Origin of the sequence: Paraburkholderia sp. BR10954 (genome assembly GCF_040965775.1) — a bacterium.
Classification (GTDB): domain Bacteria; phylum Pseudomonadota; class Gammaproteobacteria; order Burkholderiales; family Burkholderiaceae; genus Paraburkholderia; species Paraburkholderia youngii.
The window spans coordinates 360,530-374,668 of the sequence record NZ_JBFRCK010000004.1 but is presented as its reverse complement, the minus strand read 5'-3'; the positions used below and the strand labels follow the sequence as shown (position 1 = coordinate 374,668).

Sequence of the window (14,139 nt, the reverse complement as noted above, 5' to 3'; positions counted from 1 at the left end):
AACGAAGCCGGCCGTGAGGCGCGGCGAACGGCAGGGGCCGGGTGGCGACCGAAAGAGTCGAACGGTGCTCAGATAGCGGTCGGGCAGCGCTCAAACCGACATCCGCCACAGCGCAATCACGAGCAACGTGAAGAACGCGGCGATCAGGTCATCGAACATGATGCCAAAGCCGCCTTTCAGCCGGCGGTCGAAGTAGCCGATCGGTGGCGGCTTCACCATGTCGAAGAAGCGGAAGATCACGAACGCCCACATCTGAGCGGCGAGCGTGGCAGGCGTGACCATCAGCAGCACGAGCCAGAACGCGACGATTTCGTCCCACACGACCGCCGACGGATCCTCGACGCCAAGCCGCTTCGCCGTAAAGCCGCACAGCGCAATGCCGGCGAGAAAGCCGACGCCGATCAGCACGCCCCATTCGATAACGGTCAGATAGCGGCTCAGTACCGCGAAGGAGGCCCACCCGAACAGCGTGCCGACCGTGCCTGGCGCGACGGGCGACAGCCCGCTGCCGCAGCCGAGCGACAGGATGTGGACGGGATGCGACAGCATGAAGCGCGCGGTCGCGCGGCGTGGCTGAGCGGGCTTCGGCGCGCGCGGTCGTGGTGCTTGCGGCGGCTCGCTGCCGAGCAAGTCGTCGGCGGGGCCGAGCGGGGGGTCATTCTGCATGAAAGTGATCGAAACCTTGCAACGTCAGGGTGAGCGGCGCGCCGGTGGCGTTGCGCCACGCGATGGCCGGGCGGTCGGTGGCCGCCTCCAGTGCGCTTATTGTACCGATGCGAGTGACCGGCACAGCGGCCTTCTGCGCGGCTGCCTCGACCGCGGCGCGCGCGGCGCCGGGCGCGGTGAAGCACAGCTCGTAATCGTCGCCGCCGGCGAGCGTGCAGCGCTGCTGGACCTCGGGCGGCAGGCGGCGCAGCGCGGCCGAGCGCGGCACCGCGTCCACGTCGACGCTCGCACTGACCGACGAGCGCTCGAGGATATGCAGCAGATCGCCGGCGAGTCCGTCCGACAGGTCGAGCGCCGCGTGTGCGACGCCGCGCAGCGCGAGGCCGAGCGCGATGCGCGGCTCGGGGCGCTCGAGTGCCTGGCGGAACGCCGCGGCGTCGTTCCGATCGGCGGCCCATTCGCCGCGCTGCACGCCGAGGCCGGCGCGCGCGTCGCCGAGCGTGCCGGAAATCCAGATGTCGTCGCCGGGTTGCGCGGCATCGCGGCGCAATGCCGTTTGCGGCGGCACGCTGCCGAACACCGTGATGCACAGGTTGAGCGGCCCGCCCGTCGTATCGCCGCCGATCAGCTCGCAACCGTAGCGCTCGGCGAGCGCGAACAGGCCTTCGCTGAATCCGGATAGCCAGGCTTCGTCGGCCTGCGGCAGCGAGAAGGCGAGCGTGAACGCCTGCGGCTGCGCGCCCATCGCGGCGAGGTCCGACAGGTTGACCGCGAGCGCCTTGTGACCGAGCGCTTCGGGATCGATATCGGCGAAGAAGTGACGGCCTTCGACCAGCATGTCCGTCGATATCGCGAGCATTTCGCCGGCAGGCGGTGCCAGCAACGCGCAGTCGTCGCCGATGCCGAGCGTGCCGCCTTCGGTAGTAGAGGGCCGCGCGTGGGCGGCGCGGCGGGCGAAGAAGCGGTCGATCAGCGAAAACTCGGAAAGCATGATGGCGGACGATGAGCGGAGAAGGGTCGTAAGCGTAGGTGACCAGGTTTGAGCGTAGTGCCCTTCGCAAGCACCGGACCACCCCGTGCGACGGGCAACGCGCTTTCGCGCTGTTTCAGTCGCGGCAGTTGTACCCGTATTGAAGGAATTGCGTAGCCAATTGGGGCTACAATGCCGTCGAACGTCTATTCTAATCTGCACTCCGAAGCCCGCCTTATGTCGAATCCCGTCAATACCAAACTCCGCGAAGCAGCCCTCGATTACCACGAGTTTCCGACTCCCGGCAAAATCGCGATCGCCCCGACCAAGCAGATGATCAACCAGCGCGACCTCGCGCTGGCGTATTCGCCTGGCGTCGCATTTGCGTGCGAGGAAATCGTCGAGAGCCCGCTGAACGCCGCGCGCTTCACCGCGCGCAGCAACCTCGTCGGCGTCGTCACGAACGGGACCGCGGTGCTGGGTCTCGGCAACATCGGCCCGCTCGCGTCCAAGCCGGTCATGGAAGGCAAGGCCGTCCTGTTCAAGAAGTTCGCCGGCATCGACGTGTTCGATATCGAGATCAACGAGACCGATCCGCACAAGCTGGTCGACGTAATCGCCGCGCTCGAACCGACCTTCGGCGGCATCAACCTCGAAGACATCAAGGCGCCGGACTGCTTCATCGTCGAACGCGAATGCCGCAAGCGCATGAAGATTCCGGTCTTCCATGACGACCAGCACGGCACCGCTATCGTCGTCGCGGCGGCAGTCACCAACGGTCTGAAGGTCGTTGGCAAGGACATCAAGGAAGTCAAGCTGGTTTCCTCGGGCGCGGGCGCGGCGGCGCTCGCCTGTCTGGACCTGCTGGTCGACCTCGGCCTGCCGCTCGAAAACATCACCGTGACCGACCTCGCGGGTGTCGTCTACAAGGGCCGTACCGAACTGATGGACCCGGACAAGGAGCGTTTCGCGCGTGAAACCAGCGCGCGCTCGCTCGCCGAGGTGATCGACGGCGCGGACGTGTTCCTCGGCCTGTCGGCTGGCGGCGTGCTCAAGCAGGACATGGTCAAGAAGATGGCCGCCAAGCCGCTGATCCTCGCGCTCGCGAACCCGACGCCGGAAATCCTGCCGGAACTCGCGCTCGAAGTGCGTCCGGACGCGGTGCTGTGCACGGGCCGCACCGACTACCCGAACCAGGTCAACAACGTGCTGGTGTTCCCGTTCCTGTTCCGCGGCGCGCTGGACGCCGGCGCGACGACGGTCACGCGCGAAATGGAAATCGCCGCCGTCAACGCGATCGCCGAACTGGCGCGCCAGGAGCAGAGCGACATTGTCGCGACCGCGTACGGCATCCAGGATCTGTCGTTCGGACCGGAGTATCTGATTCCGAAGCCGTTCGATCCGCGTCTGATCGTGAAGGTCGCGCCCGCGGTGGCGAAGGCCGCGATGGACTGCGGCGTCGCCGAGCGTCCGATCGAGGATATGGACGCCTACGCGCAGCATCTGCAGCAATTCGTCTACCACAGCGGCACGACGATGAAGCCGATCTTCCAGCTCGCGCGCAGCGTCGAGCCGGAGAAGAAGCGCATCGTGTTCGCGGAAGGCGAAGAGGAACGTGTACTTCGCGCAATCCAGATCGTCGTCGACGAAAAGCTCGCCAAACCGATCCTGATCGGCCGGCCTGCCGTGATCGAACAGCGGATCGCGCGTTATGGCCTGCGGCTCGTCGCCGGGCAGGATTACACGGTCGTCAACACGGACCATGACGAACGTTACCGTGAGTTCTGGCAGGAATACGCGAAGATGATGTCGCGCAAGGGCATCACCACGCAGATGGCCAAGCTCGAGATGCGCCGCCGCACCACGCTGATCGGCTCGATGATGGTCAGGAAGGGCGAGGCGGACGGCATGATCTGCGGCACGGTCAGCACGACGCACCGCCATATCCATTTCATCGACCAGGTGATTGGCAAGAAACCGGGCGCGAAGGTGTATGCGGCGATGAATGGGCTGGTGTTGCCGAATCGGCAGATTTTCCTCGTCGATACGCACGTGAATGTCGATCCGACGCCGGAGGAACTGGCCGAGATCACGATCATGGCGGCCGAGGAAGTGCGTCGCTTTGGTATCGAGCCGAAGGTCGCGCTGGTGTCGCATTCGAACTTCGGTTCGAGCAACGCGCCGAGCGCGCAGAAGATGCGCGATACGCTCGAGATCCTGCGTGAACGCGCGCCGGAGATGCAGATTGACGGCGAAATGCACGGCGATGTCGCGCTCGACTCCAACCTGCGCCGCGAAGTGCTGCCCGATTCGACGCTCGAAGGCGACGCGAACCTGCTGGTGCTGCCGAACATCGATGCGGCCAATATCGCGTACAACCTGCTGAAGACGGCGGCCGGCAACAACATCGCGATTGGCCCGATCCTGCTCGGCGCAGCCAAGCCGGTGCACGTGCTGACGCCGTCGGCGACCGTACGCCGGATCGTCAACATGGCGGCGCTGCTCGTTGCGGATGTCAGCGCAACCTGCTAAGCGCGCATCGTGACCGGGCCGCGACAGGCCCGGCGCCGGTTCTCCAACCGGCGCGCCCTGAAAAAAACGGCGTGCCCGCAATGGGCACGCCTTCAGGGCAAGCTGGGGATCGCCACCCCGAAAAACGGCAATGACACAGCCTTTCGGCTGAGTGTTCCAGGCTCTAACAACCGCAATCGAGCGCCTCGGCCACCGGCAGCTTGCACTGCTTGCGCTACGTTCGATCACGATTGAGCTCAGTTTAGCCTGATCGCGCTAAACATTCTGTCAAAAGTCGTCAAAGCCCCGACGGCCGGCTATCCGCGCGGCGAGGCGGGGGGTCGTCCGGCCGTCGAACGTTGATTCCAAAGGCTATTAGCGATACCCTTACGACTTTCATGGTCGTCAAACTCGTGGTCTGACAGCGGGGAAACCTGATACATGGCACGCAACTGGTTGCGCATGAAAGGCGTGCTGATCGGTGCTGCCGCGCTCTGCGCGTTGTCAAGTTCGGCGCCCGAGGCGCTGGCGCGAGACTACTCGGCGCCAGCAGCGGCGGAAGCGCAGGTAGGCACCATCCCGCTGGCGCAATTGCCGCGCGAGGCGGTCGATACGTTGAACCTCATAGCTACCGGCGGGCCTTACCCGTATCAGAAGGATGGCATCGTATTCGGCAACTACGAACGGGTGCTGCCCGCTCATCGGCGCGGCTATTACCACGAATACACCGTCCCCACGCCTCACGCGCGTAATCGCGGGGCGCGCCGCATCGTCTGCGGAGGTCCGCTACAGCGAACCGACAATTGTTATTACTCGGACGACCATTACACCAGTTTTAACCGTATTGTTGAATGACATTGGGATGAACGGCATGAGCGACAACATCTACGCGCACGATTCCGGAGTCGCGACGGATCTTTTCGCGGCCGGCGACGGCAATTTGTTCCAACGCGTCATGAAGATGCGCGCCGACGAGCAGGGTCGCGACAACCAAAGCGAGGCTGGCACGGTGGTTTCATCGAACGAAGAGCCCATGAGCCTTTTCAGGACGGTGCGGCCGAACATCGTGCAGTCGATCCGCGCGTTCCGGGTGCAGGATCTCGCCGACGAGGCCAACCACCTTGGCCAGCACTTTCTGTATGCGTATTGCGCGAACGCCGCCTCGAAGCAGGAAGTGCTCGAGACGATCGCGACGTCGTTTCTGTTTCCCAAGCATTTCGGCAAGAACTACGACGCGCTCTATGATTGCCTGACCGACCTCGTGCACAAGGCCGGCGCGCAGCCTGGCTTCGTAATCGTGCTCGAACACCTGCCGATCGCGCAGAAATTCGACAAGGAAGGGCGCGAAACGCTGCTCGACGTGTTCCGCGAAGCGGCCGAATTCTGGGCCGAGCGCAAGGTCGCGTTCCGGGTGTTTTACTCGTTCGCCTGAGGCTCGGAGGATGTTCACCTGTTCAGGCGTACTTGATTGGCTCTGACGGCGAACGTCGCGCTATAGACGATAAAGGCCTGCTAATTGGCGGGCCTTTGCCTTTGTGGCGGTGTTTGGCGCAAGCTAGCTCCCGCTTACCAACCGCCCCAGCGCGCCGCAAGCGCAGCAAGCACCGCGATCCCTGCGGTCTCGGTGCGCAGCACACGCGGTCCCAAGCCCACCGCGGCAAAGCCCTGTTCAACGGCGGCGGCTTCCTCGTCGGCGGAAAGGCCGCCTTCGGGGCCGATCAGCAGCGTCACGCCGCCAGGCGGCGGCGCGTCCGGCAGCGCCGTGAAACCGATGCTCGCGCGTGGCGACAGCAGCAGGCGCAACTCGTCCGGTGCCGGTTCGCGCGACAGGGTATCGAGCCAAGCGCCAATCTCACACACCGGCATCACGTCCGGCAGCCGATTACGCCCGCACTGTTCGCACGACGCCCGCACCACACCTTGCCAATGCTGCTGCCGCCGCTGCGCGCGCTCGCCGGTCAGCCGCACGACGCTGCGTGCGGTCGCGAGCGGCACGAAGCCAGAGGCGCCGAGTTCGACCGCCTTCTCGATCAGCCAGTCCATCTTGTCGCCGCCGGCGATGCCTTGGGCGAGCGTCAGCCGATACGGCGGCTCGACCTCCACCGCGCGAAATTCGCCAATTTTCACGCGAGCCGAACGGCGCTCGACCTCGACGAGTTCGGCGCCGTATTCGCCACCCTGACCGTTGAACAGCACGAGCGAATCGCCAGGCTGCAAACGCAGCACGGCCACGTGGCGGACGACGTCGTCTGGCAATGCGATCACGTCGTCGGGGTAAAGCAGCGCATCAACAAAAAAACGGGGCATCGACGAAAGACTCTCGGATTCAGGAAAGGTGGCGGGCGAGCGCCCAGCGATAGCCGTCGATATCTTCGACCTGCGCGAAGCGGTCGCCCCAGAACTGGTCCTGCGGCTCACTCAGCGACTTCGCGCCAGCCGCGAGCGCGCGAGCATACACGGCATCGACGTCCTCGACATAGACATAGAACGATTGCGGCGCGATCGTGCCCGCGCTTTTCGGCGTCTTCGCGGTCGAGCCGAACGCGCCTTCGGGTGCGAACATCACGATCAACTGGCCTTGGTAAGTCATCTCGACGTGCATGACGACGCCGTCGTCCTGCACGCTGTCGCGCACGTCGAAGCCGAACGCCGCCGAAAAAAACGCCGTCGACGCGCGCGCGTCGCGCACCGTCAGATAGGGGGTCAGCCAGGGCACACCGGCGGGGCGGGGGGCGGTCATGGAGTTCTCCGGGTCTCGTGGGGCAGCGTGGCCACTGTTGCGGGGTTCGCTCCGGCGCGGCATGCCGGCTTCGCTCGAACCGGTTCGCTCCAGGTGTCCGCGCTTCAAATGGATGGTTTCGTCGTCGGACTCAGTTTATCGCGCGCCGTTCGCGCTGCCGAGAATAGCCCCGCGTGCAGGGCCGGTTCGTCGTGACGCAGCGAATCGATGCCGCGCGCGGCGAGACGTTCGGCGATCGTGCGAATCGGGCGGGTCGTCGCGGAGCTCGATGGGCATCCGCGCATCGAGCCGATCGAGGCGTGCATGAGGAAATCGTAGACGGCGTCGGCACAAGGCTGGAACAATAGCGGGGCGTCACGGCGGACGGGCTCGATCGGCAGCGTGGGCAAATCAGCTGCTCGAATCGTGAATGCCGCCGCCGGGCGGAGTGCGTTGAACCGCGCGGCCGGGCGGCTTTCCGGCCGGCTAGGGGTTAACCTTCTGCTAGAATGTGACGCTTTCAGCCTTGTCCGCTTGCTCTGCCCGTTTCGCGTCTCCTGGCGCCGCATCGTGCGCCGTAGCGACCGGACCGCCGAGCTTCCGGGCCTCAAGCGCGCCCCGCTTTCTGACTCTGTCTCCGGACTCGACATGACGACCCCGTCTCCCGCACCCACTTCCCTGATGGCCAACGCGATCCGCGCGTTGTCCATGGACGCCGTTCAAAAGGCGAACTCCGGCCACCCCGGCATGCCGATGGGCATGGCCGAAATCGCCGTTGCCCTGTGGTCGCGTCATCTGCGCCATAACCCGAAGAACCCGCAATGGGCCGATCGCGACCGCTTCGTGCTGTCGAACGGTCACGGCTCGATGCTGCTGTACTCGCTGCTGCATCTGACCGGCTACGATCTGCCGATGGAAGAGCTGAAGAACTTCCGCCAGCTCCATTCGAAGACGCCGGGTCACCCGGAATACGGCATCACGCCGGGCGTCGAGACGACCACCGGTCCGCTCGGACAGGGCCTCGCGAATGCGGTCGGCATGGCGCTCGCCGAGTCCCTGCTCGCCACCGAATTCAATAAGCCCGACGCGAAGATCGTCGACCACCACACGTATGTGTTCGTCGGCGACGGCTGCCTGATGGAAGGCATCTCGCACGAAGCCTGTTCGCTCGCAGGCGTGCTGAAACTGAACAAGCTGATCGCGTTCTACGACGACAACGGCATCTCGATCGACGGCGAAGTGGTGCACTGGTTCCACGACGACACGCCGAAGCGCTTTGAAGCGTACGGCTGGAACGTGATCCCGAACGTGGTCGGCCATGACGTCGACGCGGTCGACGCGGCGATCAAGCAGGCGAAGCAGTCGGACAAGCCGACGCTGATCTGCTGCAAGACCGTGATCGGTGAAGGCGCGCCGACCAAGGCGGGCTCGCACGACTCGCACGGCGCGCCGCTCGGCGACAAGGAAATCGCGGCAACACGCGAAGCGATCGGCTGGAAGTGGGAGCCGTTCGTGATTCCGCAGGAAGTGTACGCGGCATGGGATGCGAAGGATGCGGGCGGGCGCCTCGAATCCGAGTGGGACAAGGCGTTCGCCGCCTACGCGGCCAAGTATCCGCAGGAAGCGGCCGAGTTCAAGCGCCGCAGCGCGAAGCAGCTGCCGGCCGACTGGAAGGACAAGGCAAAGGCGATCATCGCCGGCGCGAACGAACGCGCCGAGACCGTCGCGACGCGTAAGGCGTCGCAGCAGGCCATCGAAGGCCTGTCGGCCGCGCTGCCCGAACTGCTCGGCGGCTCCGCCGACCTGACCGGCTCGAACCTGACCAACTGGAAGGCCGCGAAGCCGGTGCGCGTGAACGCCGAAGGCCGTGCCGCCGGCAACTACGTGAACTACGGCGTGCGCGAATTCGGCATGAGCGCCGCGATCAACGGCGTCGCGCTGCATGGCGGCTACAAGGCATTCGGCGGCACGTTCCTGACGTTCTCGGACTACAGCCGCAACGCGCTGCGTGTCGCCGCGCTGATGAAATCGCAGTCGATCTTCGTGTTCACGCACGACTCGATCGGTCTCGGCGAAGACGGCCCGACCCACCAGTCGATCGAACACGTCGCGAGCCTGCGCCTGATTCCGAATTTGCAAACGTGGCGTCCGGCCGATACGGTCGAAACCGCGGTGGCCTGGACCCATGCGATCGAACATGAAGGTCCGTCGTGCCTGATCTTCAGCCGTCAGAACCTGCAGTTCAACGAGCGTACCGACGCGCAGATCGCCAACATCGAGAAGGGCGGCTACGTGCTGCGCGACTGGGACGAAGAGATCGTCGCGCGTAAGATCATCCTGATCGCGACGGGCTCCGAAGTCGAACTGGCGATGAAGGCCGTCGAGCCGCTCGCGCGCGAAGGCATTGCCGCACGCGTCGTGTCGATGCCGTCGACGACCGTGTTCGACAAGCAGGACGCCGAGTACCGCGAACGCGTGCTGCCGCACGGCGTGCGCCGCGTCGCGATCGAAGCGGGCGTGTCGGATTTCTGGCGCAAGTACGTGGGTCTGGAAGGTGGCGTGGTCGGCATCGACACGTTCGGCGAATCGGCCCCGGCAGGTGTGCTGTTCAAGCATTTCGGTTTCACCGTCGAGCACGTGGTGGCGACGGTCAAGGCCGCTCTCGGCTGATGGTTGCGTCGCGTTGCCGTCGCGCCCCTCGTGGTTGCGCGGGGCAACGCACCGAACCGGATGTCCGACCAGGCGAACATAAACGGATTTTTTAGCCATCAGGAGATACATCATGACGATTCGCGTCGCAATCAACGGCTACGGCCGGATCGGCCGCAATACCCTGCGCGCCTTCTATGAAAACGGCAAGAAGCACGATATCGAAATCGTCGCCATCAACGATCTGGGCGATGCGAAGACCAACGCCCACCTGACGCAATACGACACCGCGCACGGCAAGTTCCCGGGTCAGGTGTCGGTGGACGGCGACTACCTCGTCGTGAACGGCGACAAGATCCGCGTGCTGGCGAACCGCAACCCGGCTGAACTCCCGTGGGGCGAGCTGGGCGTCGACGTCGTGATGGAGTGCACGGGCTTTTTCACGACCAAGGAAAAGGCCAGCGCGCACATCAAGGGCGGAGCGAAGAAGGTCATCATCTCGGCGCCGGGCGGCAAGGATGTCGACGCGACCGTCGTCTACGGCGTGAACCACAACGTACTGAAGGCATCGGACACGGTCATCTCGAACGCATCGTGCACGACCAACTGCCTCGCGCCGCTGGTCAAGCCGCTGAACGACAAGATCGGTCTCGTGAATGGCCTGATGACGACGATCCACGCGTACACGAACGACCAGGTTCTGACCGACGTGTACCACGAAGACCTGCGCCGCGCGCGTTCGGCCACGCATAGCCAGATCCCGACCAAGACCGGTGCGGCATCGGCGGTCGGCCTCGTGCTGCCGGAATTGAACGGCAAGCTGGACGGCTACGCAATCCGCGTCCCGACGATCAACGTGTCGGTCGTCGACCTGTCGTTCATCGCCGCGCGCGACACGACGGTCGAGGAAGTCAACGCGATCATGAAGGAAGCGTCGGAAGGCGCACTGAAGGGCGTTCTCGGTTACAACGACGCACCGCTCGTGTCGATCGACTACAACCACAACCCGGCTTCGTCGACGTTCGACTCGACGCTGACCAAGGTGTCGGGCCGTCTCGTGAAGGTGTCGAGCTGGTACGACAACGAGTGGGGCTTCTCGAACCGCATGCTGGACACGGCTGTGGCGCTCGCGAACGCGAAGTAAGTTTCGGTTTTCACGCTGCATGAAAAAGCCGCTCCTCGGAGCGGCTTTTTTTCGTCCGCGGTATCGGCGCGACGGCTACGGCGTCGGGAAATAGACGCCCGCGCGCTGCGCGGCGTTCGCGATGTGCGTCTCGATCGCCTTGCCCGCCGCGAGCGAATCGCGGGCCTTCAGCGCGTCGAGAATCGCGCGATGCTCGGTGTAGGTGGATAGCACCCGCTCGCGCCGGTAGAACGGCATGCGCTGGCTTTCCTTCATGATTTCGGCGCTGCTGCGCAGGATCGACTCGATCGCGGCATTGCCCGCGATGCTGACGATGCGCATATGGAACGCGTAGTCGAGTCGCGCCGCTTCGTCGAGCTCCTCGCAGGCGAGCGCGCTTTGCATCGCGGTGACGTTTTCCTCGAGCCACGCCAGGTCGTCGTTGGTGACCGCGAGCACCGCCATGCGCGCAACGAAGCCTTCGAGCGCGTAGCGCATCTGATACGTGTCGGGCAGCGACGACTGCTCGGCGAAACGCCACGCCTGAGCGGTTTTCGCTTGCGCGCTTTCCACGTACACGCCCTTGCCGGGCCGGATTACCAGCAGGCCGAGCGCTTCGAGCGTGGAGAGCGCTTCGCGCAGTGACGCGCGGCTGATCGACAGTTCATCGGATAGCTGGCGCTGCGCCGGCAGCAGGCTGCCCACCGGATAGACGCCCGCTTCGATGCGTTCGCGGATGGTCGCGATGGCCGCGTCGGTGACGGTGTGCGGGACGTTTTTCATAAAAGCTCGCTTGGTGGCGTGGTCTGACCGCAATTCTAATACGCGGTCGAAAACGGCGCGCCGCACAACGTCCGAGATCCTGAATCCGACCCGAAATCGCCGAAAAAACAGCGGGTAAACACTGTTCGATCAATCCTTGACGGGACTATATCGGCTTCCTACTATTCGCCATAACAGCACTGGTCGGACCAGTCTGAACAGAAGTGACCGAGACAACCATCCGCAGGAGGAAGCCGTGTCGAAATTCTTCAATTCGCTATTTGGCCGGGTCGTGATAGCGCTCGTGGTCGGCATCGTGCTCGGTGCCGTGTTTCCGCATTTCGCGCAGTCCTTGCGGCCGCTTGGCGACGGTTTTCTCAAGCTGATCAAGATGGTGATCGGACCGATCGTGTTCTGCGTGGTGGTGAGCGGTATGGCGCATGCGGGCGATCTGCGCAAGGTCGGCCGCGTCGGCTTGAAGTCGGTGATCTACTTCGAGGCGATGACGACGATCGCGCTCGTGATCGGCGCGGTGCTCGCTTACGCGACGCGTCCGGGCGCCGGCATGAACGTGAACCTGAGTTCGCTCGATGCGGCGTCGCTCACGACCTATACCGAGCACGCGAAGAGCCTGAAGGACACCGCCGGCTTTCTGCTGAAGATCATCCCCGACACGGCGATCAACGCGTTCGCAACCGGCGACATCCTGCAGATCCTCGTGTTCTCGGTGCTGTTCGGCTCGGCGCTGTCGCTGCTCGGCAAGCGCGCGCAGCGCGTGAGCGGGTTGATCGATGAGCTGTCGCAGGTGTTCTTCCGCGTGATGGGCTTCATCATCAAGCTCGCGCCGCTCGGCGTGCTCGGCGCGATCGCGTTTACGACCGGCACCTACGGCGTCGAGTCGCTGAAGCAACTCGGCATGCTCGTGCTGGTGTTCTACGCGAGCTGCGTGGTGTTCGTCGTGCTCGTGCTCGGCGCGGTGATGCGGCTCGCCGGCTTCAGCATCTTGAAGCTGATCCGCTATCTGCGCGAAGAACTGTCGATCGTGCTCGGCACCGCGTCGTCCGACGCTGTGCTGCCGCAGATCATGCGCAAGCTCGAGTGGATGGGCGTCAAGGATTCGACGGTCGGTCTCGTCATTCCGACCGGCTACTCGTTCAACCTCGACGGCTTCTCGATCTATCTGACCCTTGCGGTGCTGTTCATCGCTCAGGCGACCAACACCCCGCTGTCTATTCATGACCTGATCGTCGTCGTGCTGGTGTCGCTGGTGACGTCGAAGGGCGCGCACGGCATACCCGGCTCGGCGATCGTGATTCTCGCTGCGACGCTCTCCGCGATTCCCGCGATTCCGGTGCTCGGCCTCGTGCTGATTCTGCCGGTCGACTGGTTCGTCGGCATCGCCCGCGCGCTGACCAACCTGATCGGCAACTGCGTCGCGACGGTGGTGGTCGCCGTGTGGGAAAACGATATCGACAAGGCGCGCGCGCACCGCGTGCTGAATCGCGACGCGGCGCTGCGCTATGTGCCCGCTGTCGACGACACGCACGCCGAGCCGGGTGCGGGCGAACACGCGCCGGCAGTCTGACGGCGGCGCGTCGGCTCTGGTCTGACCGGACCAACCGACATCGTCTTTAGATAGAGTTTTTTCGCAAACCGGCGGCTGCCGTGGCGCCGCCGGCCGTTTCTGACTTCTTCGACACTGACCGACATCATGGCCAACCCGATCCTCGACCCGAACGCTCCCGCCTTCACCCGCCGCTACATGAACCTCGCCGATCCGCGCCTCGGCGCAAAGGCGCTGTTCGCGAGCGATGAATTCTTCGCGCCGAAAGAGCGCATGCTCGAGCCGCAGCCGGCGGTGTTCATCCCCGGCAAATACGACGACCACGGCAAGTGGATGGATGGCTGGGAGACGCGCCGCAAGCGTACGACCGGCCACGACCATTGCGTGATCCGTCTCGCGCGGCCGGGCGTCGTGCATGGCGTCGATCTCGATACGAGCCACTTCACCGGCAATTTCCCGCCGGCGGCGTCGATCGATGCCTGTCACAGCGCCGCTGACGTGCCGCCCGAGCACGCCGACTGGCAGCCGCTCGTGCCGGCGACGACGCTACAGGGCAACCAGCATCACTACGTTGAAGTGAAAGACGCTCGCCCGGTCACCCATCTGCGGGTGAATCTCTATCCGGACGGCGGGCTCGCCCGACTGCGCGTGTACGGCCAGCCGCAGCGGGACTGGAGCCGCGTCGAGCGCGGCACGCTGCTCGATCTCGCCGCGATCGAAAACGGCGCGTACCTCGTCGCCGCGAACAACCAGCATTTCGGGCCGGCCTCGCAGATGCTGATGCCAGGCCGCGGCGTGAACATGGGCGACGGCTGGGAAACCCGGCGGCGTCGCGAGCCGGGCAACGACTGGGCGATCGTCGCGCTCGCGCGGCCCGGCGTGATCCGCAAGATCGAAGTGGATACGGCGCACTTCAAGGGCAACTTCCCGGACCGCTGCTCGCTGCAGGCGGCATCGGTGACGGGCGGCACCGACGATTCTCTCGTCACCCAGGCGATGTTCTGGCCGGTGCTGCTCGGCGAACAGAAGCTGCAGATGGACCACGTGCACACGTTCACGGACGACCTCGCGGCGCTCGGGCCGGTCACGCACGTGCGCTTCAACATCTTCCCGGACGGCGGCGTGTCGCGCCTGCGTCTGTGGGGCGAGATCGCTTAACGCACGCAACATCAGGG

General features: G+C 64.7%; 13 protein-coding genes. 7 read left to right on the top strand and 6 right to left on the bottom strand.

Features of this window, described 5'->3' with window-relative positions:
- Positions 1-90: 90 nt before the first annotated feature.
- Both AB4Y34_RS09175 and thiL read right to left on the bottom strand, forming a co-directional pair.
- Complete coding sequence (locus AB4Y34_RS09175; protein WP_368715827.1) at positions 91-666, bottom strand: phosphatidylglycerophosphatase A; 576 nt, start codon at positions 664-666, stop codon at positions 91-93.
- Positions 656-1,657, bottom strand: a complete 1,002-nt coding sequence (gene thiL, locus AB4Y34_RS09170; protein ID WP_368715826.1) for a thiamine-phosphate kinase — start codon at positions 1,655-1,657, stop codon at positions 656-658. Before thiL ends, AB4Y34_RS09175 begins: the two co-directional genes overlap by 11 nt.
- Positions 1,658-1,828: 171 nt before the next feature.
- Here thiL and AB4Y34_RS09165 point away from each other — a divergent pair, with 171 nt between their 5' ends.
- The 3 genes from AB4Y34_RS09165 to AB4Y34_RS09155 all read left to right on the top strand — a co-directional run bounded on the left by AB4Y34_RS09165 (position 1,829) and on the right by AB4Y34_RS09155 (position 5,579).
- The gene (locus AB4Y34_RS09165; protein WP_368715825.1) at positions 1,829-4,168 is read left to right on the top strand and encodes an NADP-dependent malic enzyme; all 2,340 of its coding nucleotides are present in this window, start codon (positions 1,829-1,831) and stop codon (positions 4,166-4,168) included.
- Positions 4,169-4,588: 420 nt separating this feature from the next.
- Positions 4,589-5,002 carry a ribonuclease gene (locus AB4Y34_RS09160; protein ID WP_176380911.1) on the top strand — a complete coding sequence of 138 codons (414 nt, stop codon included), beginning with the start codon at positions 4,589-4,591 and terminating at the stop codon, positions 5,000-5,002.
- A gap of 16 nt (positions 5,003-5,018) precedes the next feature.
- Entirely contained in the window at positions 5,019-5,579 is a 561-nt protein-coding gene (locus AB4Y34_RS09155; RefSeq protein WP_013090542.1) for a barstar family protein, read from the top strand.
- Between the two features lie 134 nt (positions 5,580-5,713).
- Here AB4Y34_RS09155 and AB4Y34_RS09150 read toward each other — a convergent pair whose 3' ends face one another.
- The 3 genes from AB4Y34_RS09150 to AB4Y34_RS09140 all read right to left on the bottom strand — a co-directional run bounded on the left by AB4Y34_RS09150 (position 5,714) and on the right by AB4Y34_RS09140 (position 7,192).
- Positions 5,714-6,454 (bottom strand): 16S rRNA (uracil(1498)-N(3))-methyltransferase, encoded by a 741-nt coding sequence (locus AB4Y34_RS09150; RefSeq protein WP_368596380.1) that lies wholly within the window; start codon positions 6,452-6,454, stop codon positions 5,714-5,716.
- A 19-nt stretch (positions 6,455-6,473) separates the two neighbouring features.
- Entirely contained in the window at positions 6,474-6,887 is a 414-nt protein-coding gene (locus tag AB4Y34_RS09145; protein WP_008923880.1) for a glyoxalase/bleomycin resistance/extradiol dioxygenase family protein, read from the bottom strand.
- Between the two features lie 104 nt (positions 6,888-6,991).
- Complete coding sequence (locus tag AB4Y34_RS09140; protein WP_368715824.1) at positions 6,992-7,192, bottom strand: hypothetical protein; 201 nt, start codon at positions 7,190-7,192, stop codon at positions 6,992-6,994.
- A gap of 322 nt (positions 7,193-7,514) precedes the next feature.
- Here AB4Y34_RS09140 and tkt point away from each other — a divergent pair, with 322 nt between their 5' ends.
- Together tkt and gap are read left to right on the top strand one after the other, a co-directional pair.
- The gene (tkt, locus tag AB4Y34_RS09135) at positions 7,515-9,536 is read left to right on the top strand and encodes a transketolase (RefSeq protein ID WP_176380909.1); all 2,022 of its coding nucleotides are present in this window, start codon (positions 7,515-7,517) and stop codon (positions 9,534-9,536) included.
- Between the two features lie 112 nt (positions 9,537-9,648).
- Positions 9,649-10,659, top strand: a complete 1,011-nt coding sequence (gene gap / locus AB4Y34_RS09130; RefSeq protein ID WP_176121843.1) for a type I glyceraldehyde-3-phosphate dehydrogenase — start codon at positions 9,649-9,651, stop codon at positions 10,657-10,659.
- Between the two features lie 75 nt (positions 10,660-10,734).
- Here gap and AB4Y34_RS09125 read toward each other — a convergent pair whose 3' ends face one another.
- Entirely contained in the window at positions 10,735-11,421 is a 687-nt protein-coding gene (locus tag AB4Y34_RS09125; RefSeq protein WP_176380908.1) for a FadR/GntR family transcriptional regulator, read from the bottom strand.
- Between the two features lie 235 nt (positions 11,422-11,656).
- Here AB4Y34_RS09125 and AB4Y34_RS09120 point away from each other — a divergent pair, with 235 nt between their 5' ends.
- Both AB4Y34_RS09120 and alc read left to right on the top strand, forming a co-directional pair.
- On the top strand, positions 11,657-12,985 hold the full coding sequence (locus AB4Y34_RS09120) for a C4-dicarboxylate transporter DctA (protein ID WP_368715823.1): 1,329 nt from the start codon (positions 11,657-11,659) through the stop codon (positions 12,983-12,985).
- Between the two features lie 126 nt (positions 12,986-13,111).
- Positions 13,112-14,122: an allantoicase gene (alc, locus tag AB4Y34_RS09115; RefSeq protein WP_368715822.1), complete on the top strand. Its 1,011-nt coding sequence runs from the start codon at positions 13,112-13,114 to the stop codon at positions 14,120-14,122.
- The last annotated feature ends 17 nt before the right edge of the window (positions 14,123-14,139 follow it).

Coding starts and splice junctions, on each gene's coding strand:
- AB4Y34_RS09175 (WP_368715827.1), bottom strand. CDS start 666: ATGCAGAATGACCCCCCGCTCGGCCCCGCCGACGACTTGCTCGGCAGC.
- thiL (WP_368715826.1), bottom strand. CDS start 1,657: ATGCTTTCCGAGTTTTCGCTGATCGACCGCTTCTTCGCCCGCCGCGCC.
- AB4Y34_RS09165 (WP_368715825.1), top strand. CDS start 1,829: ATGCCGTCGAACGTCTATTCTAATCTGCACTCCGAAGCCCGCCTTATG.
- AB4Y34_RS09160 (WP_176380911.1), top strand. CDS start 4,589: ATGGCACGCAACTGGTTGCGCATGAAAGGCGTGCTGATCGGTGCTGCC.
- AB4Y34_RS09155 (WP_013090542.1), top strand. CDS start 5,019: ATGAGCGACAACATCTACGCGCACGATTCCGGAGTCGCGACGGATCTT.
- AB4Y34_RS09150 (WP_368596380.1), bottom strand. CDS start 6,454: ATGCCCCGTTTTTTTGTTGATGCGCTGCTTTACCCCGACGACGTGATC.
- AB4Y34_RS09145 (WP_008923880.1), bottom strand. CDS start 6,887: ATGACCGCCCCCCGCCCCGCCGGTGTGCCCTGGCTGACCCCCTATCTG.
- AB4Y34_RS09140 (WP_368715824.1), bottom strand. CDS start 7,192: ATGCACGCCTCGATCGGCTCGATGCGCGGATGCCCATCGAGCTCCGCG.
- tkt (WP_176380909.1), top strand. CDS start 7,515: ATGACGACCCCGTCTCCCGCACCCACTTCCCTGATGGCCAACGCGATC.
- gap (WP_176121843.1), top strand. CDS start 9,649: ATGACGATTCGCGTCGCAATCAACGGCTACGGCCGGATCGGCCGCAAT.
- AB4Y34_RS09125 (WP_176380908.1), bottom strand. CDS start 11,421: ATGAAAAACGTCCCGCACACCGTCACCGACGCGGCCATCGCGACCATC.
- alc (WP_368715822.1), top strand. CDS start 13,112: ATGGCCAACCCGATCCTCGACCCGAACGCTCCCGCCTTCACCCGCCGC.